Origin of the sequence: Sphingomonas panacisoli, from assembly GCF_007859635.1 — a bacterium.
Classification (GTDB): Bacteria; Pseudomonadota; Alphaproteobacteria; order Sphingomonadales; family Sphingomonadaceae; genus Sphingomonas; species Sphingomonas panacisoli.
Genome location: NZ_CP042306.1, coordinates 1,912,648 through 1,924,667 on the forward strand (window position 1 = coordinate 1,912,648; position 12,020 = coordinate 1,924,667).

Here is a 12,020-nt window from a genome sequence, read left to right on the forward strand (position 1 = left end):
GGCCGGGGTACGGGTGGTCAAGGTATCAGAAATTGCCGTTCACCGTCATGCGATATCCGGCGTTGGTCTGCCTGAACCCGGCGGCCATCAGCGCGACGCCGGCGGCAGGGTCGGACGGGCGCACGGTCAGCAGCGCGCGATACTTGCCGTCCTCCTCGATGGTCACCGCGATCGATTCGGTCTGCGCCTGGCTGGCGAGCGGGATCAGCAGCGCGCCGCCCTCGCACCGCGCATTTCCCGACAGCGTCGGGGGCAGGTTAAGCTGCGGCATGGTCGGGGCGATGCTCGCGGTTACCTTGCCCTCGGCGCTTTCGCAGCGGCCGTCGCGGAAACGGACGCTGACGTCTTCGAGCTGGATCGACGTGATCGGCACCGGCGCGAAGGCATCGCCGGCGGGGACGGTCGCGGTCACGTCGTCAACCCCGCTGGTGGTGCGGCTGAAACTCACCGCACCGGTAAGGCTCGCATTCGCGGCGCCTTCCTGCCCAGCGACATCGACGCGCGCGCGACCGACGAACAACTGGATCGGCGACAGGCCGGCGCTCACGTCACCGAGCGCGACGTTACCGTAATGCGCTTCGTTCAATCCGCCCCACCATACGGGTCCGGTCACTTCGCGCGCGCTCAGTCCTTCGCCCGACAACCCGAAAATGCCGAGCGCCAGCCGCATCGGAAACAACACGATCAAGGCGACCAGCATCATGCCGCCGAACAATGCGGCGGGCCGCGTTCTGAGGCCGATCACGACGCCATCTTCCTGAACGTGATATCCGCGGCGACGTTATGGTTGCCGGCATCGGTGACGTTGAGCTGATCGACGATCACGCCCTGCCCCTCCAGATCGCCGAGCCAGCCGAGCAACGCCCCACCGCGCGCCGAGTTGAGATGGACGCGCAGCTTCGCGCCATCCGCCGCGACCGAATCGAGCGCGAAGCCGGCCGCCGACGCCGATTCGCGGACCAGCGCGTCGAGCGGCGTCGTCGGCGCCTCCGGCCGCGCACGCCGCACCGTCTTGACCGCTTCCACCTGCGCACGAGTCTGCGCCAGCCGGATCGCGGCATCGGCGTTGCGCCGCCGCGCCGACGACAGCGCATCGTCGATCGGCAGGACAAGGACCCAGACCAGCGTCACGCCCAGCAGCGCGAGCATGACCAGGATCATCCACTTCTCGCGCCGACTGCGCCCGTCGAACCAGGTCCTGAACCGCGCGATCATAACGGCGCCACCGTCAGCACGCCCGTCAATCGGCCGGCGGTACTGGTGAAGGTGCTCGGCTCGGCGCTGAAGCCGGCGGCCGCGAGCCGGCTCTGGACATCGACGATCTGCCCCTGGGTCTGCGTCGCCAGCGATACCCGCAACTTGCCCGAGGAATCGAACGACAACCCGGTAATCTCCGCGCCCGGCACCGCAGCCACCGCCGACGACACGCTCGCCGCCGTCCGGCTGAACCCCGCCCCGCCGCCGCGCAACCGCGCGAGCCGATCGGTCAATTGCTGCCCGGCATCGTTGACCGTCTCGCCGCGCGCCAGACCGTCTCGCGCCAGCATGTCGGCCTGCGCCTCGAGCGACGAAGCCGATGCGTTGTACCGGACGATCTGCACGAGCGTGATCAGCAACGTGACGCTCATGATCGCGACGATCAGCCATGCCAGCCGCCGCACGAGCACCCAATCGATCGCAGCGCGCTTGCGTAGCGCGAACGCTCCCTGGCGCAGGTCGAGCGGCGGGTCGGCCAACGCCGCCACAATGGCATCCTCCAGCGCATCGCGGTCGAGCATCGCGACCGGCGCGTCCCCGACGATCAGCGCGGTCAGCCCGTCCTCGTCGGCAAAACCGCTCGCCGCGCCGCGCACCACGCGGCCATCGACGCCCAGATCGCCGATCACATAGCCTTCGTCGGGACGCGGCAGCAGCATCGGCGACGGCACGACAGAGGCGGGCTCGAACCCGCTTTCCGCCAGCATCGCCAGCCAATCGCTCATCTGCGCCGCCGCGACGACACCGACCGGGCGCTCGGTCAGGCCGGCCTCCTGGCCAACGGCGACGTGAAGATCGCCCAACGGCGTGACGCTCGCTTCGGCGACCAGCAATCGGGCCGCGGCCGTCGCCTGCGCCAGCGACCGGTCGGGCAGATCGGCCCAATGCAGCGCCACCGCCTCCGCGGGCGCGATCGCGACGACCGAACTGTCGGGCGGCAGATCGCGATCGGGCAAGCCATCGCCGCGGCTGGCGATCGCCCCGTCGCGCACCGTGATCCAGCGCCATTCATGCTTGGCGCGCGCGGGCAGGAAGAGGGCGATCGTGTCGGTCATGCCCCCTCGCCCCATTGCCGCGACGCCAGCACTGGCGCCGGCTGTCGCGCGTCGATCAATCCGGTCTGACGCAACGTCACGTTGCCGATCGTCACGTCGGTGATCAAGGCGAACCATTGCGTGGTGACGCCGGTCCCCGACATCGCGCCGCCCGCCCCCTGGCCCGACAGCGATCCCATGCTCCAGAACGCGCTCGCCTGCGCCCAGCCCGCCGGCGGCCGGGCAAGCAGCGCCTGCCGCACCGCCTCGACGCCGAGCGTGTCGGGCGCCATCGCCGCGATCAGTGCGCCGCGTTCGGGCTCGATCGTATTGACGTTGATCGTCGCGGGATCGGTGGTCGGGAGCGCGCAGATATAGGGACGAAGCTTGTCGTAGATCTGCGCCGTCACGCCCGTCACCGCGCGCAATTCGCTAGGATCGGCCATCAGCGTGTTGGCGGTGCGATAGGCCGGCTGCAGCCCGCTATATGCTGCGTCCTCCGCACCACCGGTGATCGGCGTGCTGTCGGTGTCGATCCAGTCCGCCGCCGCCGCCGCGATCGAATCGCCGGCCGGCACGCCGATCAATCGCATCAGCCGCGCGAACTGCTGAACGCCCGGCATGCGCGCGGCATAGGTATCGACCCCGACCGGCACGACCAGGCTGTTGAGGTTGAAGCAATTGCCGCCGTCATGGACGCGCGCCGTCGCGACGCCGTCCGGGATGGGCAGCGGGAACGGCCGGTCGCTCCATCTGCCGGCCAAGGTCACGCGGGTCGAATCGGCCTTGCGAACCGCCGCTATCCGGATCAGCGCCATCACGGCCGCGGCCTGCGACCAGCCCCGCGCCTGCTCCATCGCCTTGGCGTTGACCGCCTGACGCGTCGACAGGTTGAGCTTCTCCATCGTCGCCGCCGCCAGCGCGCCGACGATCGCGACCAGCAGCAACACGGTCAACAACGCCGCGCCGCGTTCGTTTGGGCGATCACCCCGCATTGGCCACCCGCTTCGGCATATTATTGCCCGTACCGACCAGAAACAGTTCGCGAAAGACCGTGCCGTCGGTGCGCGTGATCGTCAGTTCGACCGCGTCGGGCAGCGGGGCGTCCGGGCTAGCCTGCCAGCGATCGGCCCAGGCGCCGGCGAGGCGGTAGCGCAACGACGCCGTCGATACGTTGGTCAGCATCGTCGCGGCCGGCAACGGCGCGGCACCGTCGAGCATCGGATAGGCGATGCGGTCGATCGTGCCGTTCTCGCTCAGCACATATTCGACTTTCTGCAGGTTGGACCGCGCTGCGCCATCGACATTGTCCCAGCCGCCCCGCACCACGCGAAGCAACGATGCGCCATTGCTCCCTTCGAATGCCGGGCGCGACGCCCCACTTTCGTCGCGCACCGTGCGCGGGAGGGCCTGCGCGAGGTCGGCGACCAACACGCCATCGAGCCGATACAGCGCTGCGACATCGTCGAGCTTCTTGCCGGCGACCACCTGTGCCCGCACGCCGAACGACAACAACGACACGCCGGCCGCGGCGAGGAGCGAAAAGATCAGCAGCGCGATCATCATCTCGACAAGGGTAAAGCCCTGCCGCTTCATGGCCGTGGGCTCGGTGTCGGCGACGGCATCGGGGCGGGAGGCGGCGGCGGCGTGTCGCGCAGGGCGGTGAGTTTGCCCGCGGTCCCCGCTACGTCCGCGACCGTCACGTCGATCTTGTACACGCGGTTGCCATCGCCGACCGGGGATACCGTTCGCGTCCAGCGCCAGGCGCGCCGCCCGTTGATCTCGTCACCCTGCGTCGTGCCGAGCGTCGGGGCCTTGGCCGCGGTCAGCGCCTCGACCGCGACGTTGCGCGCGACGATGCCCGCCAGCAGCGAGCGATCGACCGACGCCGCGCCGCGTAAGCTCGCGCCTTCGAGCCGAATCAGCGCCAACGCGGCGAGGCTGAACACGGCCAACGCAACCATCATTTCGATAAGCGTGAAGCCCTGTTGGGCGGATCGCCGCAAAGACTCGAAGCCCTGTTGAGCGCTTTTAGCCACCGACCCGCACCGCTCCGTTTATCCCGACGAATACGCGCATCGACTGCCCGTCGCGGCGCAGTTCGACCGCGAGCGGACGGTCCGCCATGCCGGTCGGGTCGAACACCACGCGATCGCGTCCGCCCGTCCCCGACGACACCGCCTGGATGCCGTTGGTCCATTGCACGACACGCAGCTTGTCGCTCAGCGCGACCCAGCGTCCCCCAGCGCGTTCATCGAAGCCGTAACCGCCCGGCGTCACCCATACGCTGACCGGCCGCGCCGTCACGATCGCGGCATCGTGCGCCGCGCGGGTTCGCGATGCGAAGCGTTCGGCGTCGTCGCGGATGCGTCCGCGCGGATCGGGAATCACCAGCACGACGGCAGCGGTCGCCAGCGCGACGATCGCGATGACGATCATGAGTTCGATCAGCGTGAAGCCCTGTTGGGCATAACGCCAGTCAGCGCTGAAGCCCTGGTCGCGCACCCTATTGCCAGCTGCCGATATCGGCATCGGCGCCCTGCCCGCCTTCCTTGCCGTCCGCGCCCAGGCTCCAGACGTCGAACGCGCCGTGCTGGCCGGGCGAGGCATAGAGATACGCGCGGCCCCAGGGGTCCTTCTCCAGCTTCTTGATGTAGCCGCCCTTCTGATATTGCGACGGGTCGCTCAGGCTCGCCGGCGGCGTGACCAGCGATTGCAGCCCGTCGGCGGTCGACGGGAAGCTGCCCATCGACAGTTGATACGCATTGAGCGCGCTTTCGATCGTCGAAATGTCCGACTTGGCCTTCACCACGCGCGCCTTGTCGCCGAACGGCACGACGTTGATCACGACGATCGCCGCGAGCAGGCCGAGGATAACGATCACGACCATCAGTTCGACGAGCGTGAAGCCCTTTTCGTCGTCGCGGCGTCGGTCGGGGTTCAGGATACGCATAGTGACCTCATTGTCCGGCAAGGGTTTCGAGCTGCAGGATCGGCAGCAGGATGGAGAGCACGATCGTCGCGACGATCCCGCCCATCACGACGATGATGATGGGCTCGAGCAGCGACAGCGCGGTCGCGGTAAAGCGGTCGAACTCGCGCTCGAGATAGTCAGCGGCGCGTTCGAGCATTTCGTCGAGCCGCCCCGCCGCTTCGCCGGATGCCGCCATATACGTCAGCAGCGGCGGGAAGACTTCGGACCGCCGCATCGCGGTTGACAGGCTGCCGCCGCCGCGGATCGCATCGACGATCTCGTCGGTCGCCGCTCGTAGGCGCAAGTTGTTGATCGTGCTCGCGGTCAGCGACAGGCCGTCGAGCAACGGCAAACGGCTGGCGACCATCGTGCCCAGCGTCCGCGCCATCCGCGCCGCGTGGAGATCGCGGATCAGCCGCCCGAGAAACGGCAGACGTAACAGCCAGCTGTCGAACCGCAGCTTGAATGCCGGGTTCTTCATCCCTCGCCAGAACGCGAAGCCGAGCCCCGCGAGGACGATCAGCGCCAACCACCAATAATGCGCCATCACCCACGACACGCCCATCACCGCGCGCGTCAGGAACGGCAATTGCTGGCCGACATTGTCGAACTGCTCGACCACTTGCGGCACGACGAAGATCATCATCGCCGCCACGACCAGCACCGCGACGATCGCCAGCACGCTGGGATAGGCGAGCGCGGTGATCACCTTGCCGCGGATTTCGGCCTGACGTTCGAGCAGGATGGCGAGCCGGTCGAGGATCGTCGGCAGCGTCCCCGAACTCTCGCCCGCCGCGACCATCGCGCGATAGAGCGGCGGGAAGCTCTTCGGCTCGCGCGCCATGGCATCCGACAGGCGGCGGCCCTCGACCACGCCGGCATGGACGTTCTCGACCACTGCGCGGACGGCGTCCTGTTCGGTCTGGCGCGTGATCGTGCGGAGCGATTCCTCGAGCGGGGCGACGCGGTTGAGCGTGGCGAGCTGGCGTGTGAACAGCGTCAGCGCCTTGCCGTTCATCCGCGGCATGCCGCCGATCTCCAGCGTGAGCAGCGATCGCGACTTGGGCGGCGCCCCCGCCCCCGGCTCGATCCGCACAACGTACATCTTGCGCCGGTCGAGGGCGATCCGCGCATCGTCGATCGACGGCGCGGCGATATGCCCCTTCTTCTCGTGTCCGCGCGGATCGATCGCGATATAGTCGAAGTCAGCCATCGTCCGGCATTTCGGCCATGTCGTTGCGCGACACGCGCACGGCTTCCTCGGGCGTGGTCAACCCGTCGCGCACCAGTTGGCGGGCGGCCGCCGCGAGGTTCGGCGCGTTGGCAAAGGCGTGACGCGCGATCGCGGTTTCGTCGCCGCCTTCGTTGATCAGTCGCCGAAGGGTCTCGTCGATCCGCACCGCTTCGAACACGCCGACTCGCCCCTTGAACCCCGTCTGCGAACATTGCTCGCATCCCGCTGGTTCGTAGACGGTCGTGCCGACCTCGATCCCCAGCAATGCCGCGACCGAGGGCGATGCCGGTTCGGCCTTTCGGCAATGCTCGCACAGCCGCCGCACCAGCCGCTGTGCGATCACCGCACGCAGAGTCGAGGCGAGCAGAAACGGTTCGACCTTCATATCGCGCATCCGCGTGATCGCGCCGACCGCATCGTTGGTATGGACTGTCGATAGCACGAGGTGACCGGTCAGCGACGCCTGCACGGCGATTTCGGCCGTCTCGCGGTCGCGGATTTCGCCGACCATCACGACCTCGGGATCCTGGCGCAGAATGGCGCGCAGGCCCGCTGCGAAGGTCAGCCCGACCTTCGGGTTGACCTGGGTCTGACTGACGCCCTCGATCGCATATTCGACCGGGTCCTCGATCGTCAGGATGTTGCGCGTGCCGTCGTTGAGCAGGCGGAGCGCGCCGTAAAGCGTCGTGGTCTTGCCCGACCCGGTCGGACCGGTGACGAGGATGATGCCGTTCGGCTCGCTCAGCGCGTGTCGGAGCAGCCTGTTGGTCGTCGGCGTCATCCCGAGCACGTCGAGATCGATCCCGGCATTGTCCTTGTCGAGGATACGCAGCACCACCCGCTCGCCCGCACGGCTCGGCAAGGTCGAAACGCGGACGTCGAGCAGTTTCCCGCCCAGCGTCAGCCCGATCCGCCCGTCCTGCGGAATGCGCCGCTCGGCGATGTCGAGGCGGGCCATCACCTTGATGCGGCTGACCACCACCGGCGCGACGTGCGGTGGCATGCGTAGCGTCTCGCGCAGCACCCCGTCGATCCGCATGCGGACGACCAGACCGGTCTCGTACGGCTCGATATGGATGTCCGACACGCCGTTGCGCGCGGCGTCGGCGATGATGCCGTTGATCAGTCGGATCGCGGGCGCGTCGTCGGCGGTGTCGAGAAGATCGTCGGCGGTCGGCAGGTCGGTCGCCAGCATGTCGAGTTCGCCGATCCCGAGCGTCCCCGCCGCCAGCGCCGTCGCCTGACCGTCCATCGCGTACCTATCGCCGAGCAACCGGTCGAACGCATCCGCCGCGACGCTTTGTACCGAAAACGGCCGCCCCAGCGCGCGGCGCAGTTCGAGCAGCACCTTCGGGTCCGCCCCGTCGCGCATGCTGACCGACAGATTGTCGCCGTCGCGATCGAGCACCACGCCGAATCGGCGCGCGAATAGATAGGGTACCGCGACCAGCGCCGGCGCCAAGGTCAGCGGCTCCGGCACCGGCGCGTCATCCGCCGCGATCAAGTCGCCGGTGCGGATGACGGTCATTTTTTCCGGCCGCCCTTCGTCGTCGGTGTCGGGCCGCTCATCGTCGGCACCGCGATGCGCGGGTCGTCTATATTGCCCGGGATCGGCGCCGACGGGATCGGCGGGGTCGCCGCCATATAGTCGCGCACAAGTTGGTCGATCGACGGCTCTTCGTTCGGCCGCTGACCGGCCTGTTGCAGCCGTAGATAGCCGTAACGCTGCTCGGTCACGCGCCGCATGTCCTCCGGCGTGCGGAGGATGGTCGCGCGAATGAAGACCATCAGGTTGGTCTTGGTCCGCGACTTACCCTTCGACTTGAACAGATTGCCGATCACCGGAATGTCGCCGAGCAGCGGAATCTTCTCGATCGTCCGCCGCTCCTCATCGCTCAGTAGCCCGCCAATCACGGCGATCTGGCCGTCATCGACGGTCTGAACGGTCTCGATCTCGCGCTTGTTGAAGACCAGGTCGGAATTGTCGCTGCTGACCGGACCGGCAATGGAACTGACTTGCTGGCGCAGATAGAGTTTGACCGATCCGCTCGAATTGACCTGCGGCCGCACCTGGAGCTGGATACCGACGTTCTCGCGCTGCGTCGTGCGGAACGTATTGTCGAAATTGTTCGATAGCGCCTGGCCGGTCGTCACAGGCACTTCCTGACCGACCAGGATGCGCGCCTCGGTATTGTCGATGACGGTGATCGAGGGCGACTGGAGCAGGTTGGACGTCGTATCGCTCTTCACCGCGTTGATGATGCTGCCGAAGATCGTGTCGCCGATCCGCCCGCCGAACCCGGCGAAGCCACCCTGCGATCCCAGGATCGAGCTGATCGCCGATTGAGCGAGGCTGTCGCTGACGGCGTTGTTGGTGGTCGTGACCGTGGTGGTCCCATTCACCGTGGTCGTCGTCGTCGCGAGCTTGCGCGCGCCGATCGCGCCGGCAATCTGCAGGATGTTGGGTGCGGAGTTGGAGAAGGTGGATGCCGCAAACGCGCCGCCCGTGATGTTGCCGAGCAGGAATTGCGCGCCCAGCTTGGAGGCGGTGGTGTCTGAGACTTCGGCGACGATCGCTTCGACCAGCACCTGTTCGCGCCGCGTATCGAGCTTGGCGATGACCTCGGCGAGCTGGCGCTGCACTTCGGCCGGCCCGGCGATCACGATCGCATTGGCGCCGGCGAACCGGGTGATGACCGACGCACTACGGCCGCCGATGCCGGTAATAGCGGGCGTACCGCTGCCCGTCGTGGTGGTCGTCGTGACCGGCGCCGCGACGGGTGCGGTGGTCGTCGTCGTGGTCGATCCGTTGGTCGAACTGCCGCCGATGCTGTTGTTCGCGGCGCTCAGGCCCTGCGTTTCGGGCGGCTGCGTCACCGGCTGGCCGACCAGTTGTTGCAGCACCGGCAGCAATTGCGCCGCGTCGGCATTCTCCAGGAACACGACGCGGATTTCCTGCCCGCTCCGCGCCTTGCGGTCGAGATCCTGCGCCATCGCCGCCAAGCGCGCAACGGTGTTCGCGTCACCCCGGATCGCAACGGCATTCGAGCTTTCGATCGCCACGACGCTGGCGTTCGAACTGCCCGTACCCGGCGCACCCGCCGCCCCACCGCCGCCGATCAGCGACGTCAGCGCGGTCGCGATTTCCTTCGCGCTGGCGTTCTGCAGCGCGACGATCCGGCTCGCCGCACCATCGATGTCGAGCCGACGCAACACTTCGCGCACGCGGCGGACGTTGTCGGCGAAATCGACCACGACGATCGAGTTGCTGCCGCGATTGGCGCTGACCGACCCTTGCGGGCTGACCAGGCTGCGCACGCTGTCGACCGCCTGCGCGGCGTCGATCGAGCGCAGCCGGATGATCTCGGTCACGAACTGGTTGCGGTTCGCCCCCGCCGATCCGACGCGGCCGGGCTGCGCGGCGGCACCGTCGATCGGCTGGATACGGAACGCGCCGCTGGTCGTTGGTACCGCGACGAAGCCGTTGGCGCGTAGAGTCGATAGGAACAGCTCGAAATATTCGGAACGGCTCAGGGCGCGTTCGCTGACGACGGTCACCTTGCCCTGCACGCGGCTGTCGATGACGAAGGTGCGCCCCGTCACGCGCGCGGCGTCGGCGATATAGGCGCGGATGTCGGCATCGCGCACGTTGACCGTCGTCTGCGCGAGCACCGGCTCGGCGATGGTCAGCGCGATCAACGCGGCGGCGAGGGTAAGCTTTTTCATTGACCTCTTATCGTAACGGCGAGGGCCAGCGTCTGCGTGCCTCGCTCCACGGTAACCGAAAGACTGGCGCCAGGGGTTAACGATGAAATAACGCGATCGAGATCGCCCGGGCCGGTGATCGCGCGGCCACCCGCGGCGGTGACCACGTCGCCATCCTTGAGCCCGATTGCGCGGAAAGCGGCGCCGTTCCCCTGCGATCGCACCATCATGCCGGTGATCCGGCCGCCGTCGATCCGCGGCGTGAAACCGATGTCGGACTTCAGCTGCGACGCGTTGACGCCCGGTCCGGCTTCCGGCGCACCCATCATGGGAGCGGAGGGTGGCGGCGCGCCCGGCGTCGGTGCCGCCGCGGCTGCGGCGGGGACGGCGCCAGCCGATTGATCGATGTACAATTCCTCGGCCTTGCCGCCGCGATCGATCGTGACGTGATCGAACGCGACTGCCTTCAACCGGACGCCGGGTACGATCTCCTCGCCCAGGCCGACGCTGTTCTGGATGCCGTCGGGGCCCGCGATGATCGCCGAGCTCAATCCGGTCGCGTCGTCGATGCGGGTGCCGAACAGGGTCAGTTGCAGCGATGTGACTGTCAATGCCGACGTCTGCGCACCGCTCACGCGGAAGAAGGGATCGAACCCGCGCAGGATCGCGACCGACGAACCCGCCCCCGGCTGCGCGACGCGCCAGTCGCCGAGCGGCCCGACCGGCGTCACGATTGCCCACAATAGCCGCGCGCACTGGATCGCCAGCGCGCCGAGCAACAGCAATTCGCCGAGCGAATACAGGTTCATCGCTGGAAACCTACGCAGGAGTGCGCGCAAACGCGGGCTGGGGTTAAGCCGCATGACACATCTCGCCTAGGCGCGCGACACGGCGGAAATAAGGACGGGGGGCGCGTCGCATGGGCACGGTTTAGCGATTCAAGCCGGTGTGGCGACTACCAAATTTATTTGGCAGAAGAATATTGATGACCACCCCCACTACCCCTGTTGTAGCAAAAGGGTTCGGTTCGGGCCATCCGTCCGAACCCGTTGTCGCGCACATTCTGTCGCATTCGGGCGTCCAGCGCACGCCTAGCCCCAAGCTCACGCTGTTTCAGAAGCGCGGCTTCATCGCCCCCGATCTGTGCGCGGACCTGATCACGCTGATCGACGCCATACGTCGTCCTTCGACCGTGTCGGACTATAACGGCGACGCGGCGTTCCGGACGAGCGAGACGTGCGATCTCGACCCCGCAATTCCCGTGGTCGCCGACCTCGAACGACGGATCATCGACTTCATCGGGCTCGATCCTGCACATGGCGAGCCGATCCAAGGACAGCGTTACGCGATCGGCCAGGAGTTCAAAGGCCATACCGACTATTTCGAGCCGCAAGGCATCGACTTCCACAAATATTGCTCGGTCGCCGGCAACCGGACGTGGACGGTGATGATCTATCTCAACGAGCCCGAGGCCGGCGGCGCGACGCGGTTCAAGACGATCGACAAGACGATCCAGCCCGAGACCGGCAAATTATTGTCATGGAACAACCTGCGCCCGGACGGCTCGCCCAACCCCAGCACGATCCATCAGGGCATGAAGGTGCGCGCCGGGGTCAAGTACGTGATAACCAAATGGTTTCGCGAACGGCCCTGGGCGTTCGGCGAAGCGTAGCGGCGCGCGGCCGTCACGGAACCGTAACACGAGTCTCCAAACCTTCATCCAAGCGTTACGTTAGCGTCACGCAATTGACGCCGAAGCGTCGCACGCCGTTCCTAGAGCACCCGGGACGAAGCCGCGCAGCGAAACCGATTCGCG

Annotated in this window: 13 protein-coding genes; 1 reads left to right on the forward strand and 12 read right to left on the reverse strand. The window is 67.3% G+C overall.

Features of this window, described 5'->3' with window-relative positions; all coding sequences use genetic code 11:
- Positions 1–25: 25 nt before the first annotated feature.
- From FPZ24_RS09770 to FPZ24_RS09825, 12 genes are all read right to left on the reverse strand, one after another.
- Complete coding sequence (locus FPZ24_RS09770; RefSeq protein WP_240047405.1) at positions 26–745, reverse strand: type II secretion system protein N; 720 nt, start codon at positions 743–745, stop codon at positions 26–28.
- Entirely contained in the window at positions 742–1,215 is a 474-nt protein-coding gene (gene gspM, locus FPZ24_RS09775) for a type II secretion system protein GspM (RefSeq protein WP_146571517.1), read from the reverse strand. The genes FPZ24_RS09770 and gspM overlap by 4 nt, the downstream gene beginning before the upstream one ends.
- Positions 1,212–2,312 carry a type II secretion system protein GspL gene (gene gspL / locus FPZ24_RS09780; protein ID WP_146571519.1) on the reverse strand — a complete coding sequence of 367 codons (1,101 nt, stop codon included), beginning with the start codon at positions 2,310–2,312 and terminating at the stop codon, positions 1,212–1,214. Before gspL ends, gspM begins: the two co-directional genes overlap by 4 nt.
- Positions 2,309–3,286 (reverse strand): type II secretion system minor pseudopilin GspK, encoded by a 978-nt coding sequence (gspK, locus tag FPZ24_RS09785; RefSeq protein ID WP_146571521.1) that lies wholly within the window; start codon positions 3,284–3,286, stop codon positions 2,309–2,311. Before gspK ends, gspL begins: the two co-directional genes overlap by 4 nt.
- Positions 3,276–3,887, reverse strand: coding sequence for a type II secretion system minor pseudopilin GspJ (gene gspJ, locus FPZ24_RS09790; RefSeq protein ID WP_146571523.1), 612 nt, complete (start codon positions 3,885–3,887; stop codon positions 3,276–3,278). Before gspJ ends, gspK begins: the two co-directional genes overlap by 11 nt.
- Positions 3,884–4,258, reverse strand: coding sequence for a type II secretion system protein GspI (locus FPZ24_RS09795; RefSeq protein ID WP_146571525.1), 375 nt, complete (start codon positions 4,256–4,258; stop codon positions 3,884–3,886). Before FPZ24_RS09795 ends, gspJ begins: the two co-directional genes overlap by 4 nt.
- 64 nt (positions 4,259–4,322) lie before the next feature.
- Positions 4,323–4,796, reverse strand: a complete 474-nt coding sequence (locus tag FPZ24_RS09800; RefSeq protein ID WP_240047406.1) for a GspH/FimT family pseudopilin — start codon at positions 4,794–4,796, stop codon at positions 4,323–4,325.
- 1 nt (position 4,797) lies between these two features.
- Positions 4,798–5,244 (reverse strand): type II secretion system major pseudopilin GspG, encoded by a 447-nt coding sequence (gene gspG, locus FPZ24_RS09805; protein WP_146571529.1) that lies wholly within the window; start codon positions 5,242–5,244, stop codon positions 4,798–4,800.
- Positions 5,245–5,251: 7 nt separating this feature from the next.
- On the reverse strand, positions 5,252–6,478 hold the full coding sequence (gene gspF / locus FPZ24_RS09810) for a type II secretion system inner membrane protein GspF (protein ID WP_146571531.1): 1,227 nt from the start codon (positions 6,476–6,478) through the stop codon (positions 5,252–5,254).
- Positions 6,471–8,027: a GspE/PulE family protein gene (locus FPZ24_RS09815; protein WP_146571533.1), complete on the reverse strand. Its 1,557-nt coding sequence runs from the start codon at positions 8,025–8,027 to the stop codon at positions 6,471–6,473. Before FPZ24_RS09815 ends, gspF begins: the two co-directional genes overlap by 8 nt.
- Positions 8,024–10,225 (reverse strand): type II secretion system secretin GspD, encoded by a 2,202-nt coding sequence (gene gspD, locus FPZ24_RS09820; protein WP_146571535.1) that lies wholly within the window; start codon positions 10,223–10,225, stop codon positions 8,024–8,026. Before gspD ends, FPZ24_RS09815 begins: the two co-directional genes overlap by 4 nt.
- A complete protein-coding gene (locus tag FPZ24_RS09825) occupies positions 10,222–11,013 on the reverse strand; it encodes a type II secretion system protein N (RefSeq protein WP_338061647.1) in 792 nt (263 codons plus the stop codon). The genes gspD and FPZ24_RS09825 overlap by 4 nt, the downstream gene beginning before the upstream one ends.
- Positions 11,014–11,189: 176 nt before the next feature.
- On the opposite strand from FPZ24_RS09825, the gene FPZ24_RS09830 reads away from it, so the two are divergent.
- Complete coding sequence (locus FPZ24_RS09830; protein WP_146571539.1) at positions 11,190–11,876, forward strand: prolyl hydroxylase family protein; 687 nt, start codon at positions 11,190–11,192, stop codon at positions 11,874–11,876.
- Positions 11,877–12,020: the final 144 nt, after the last annotated feature.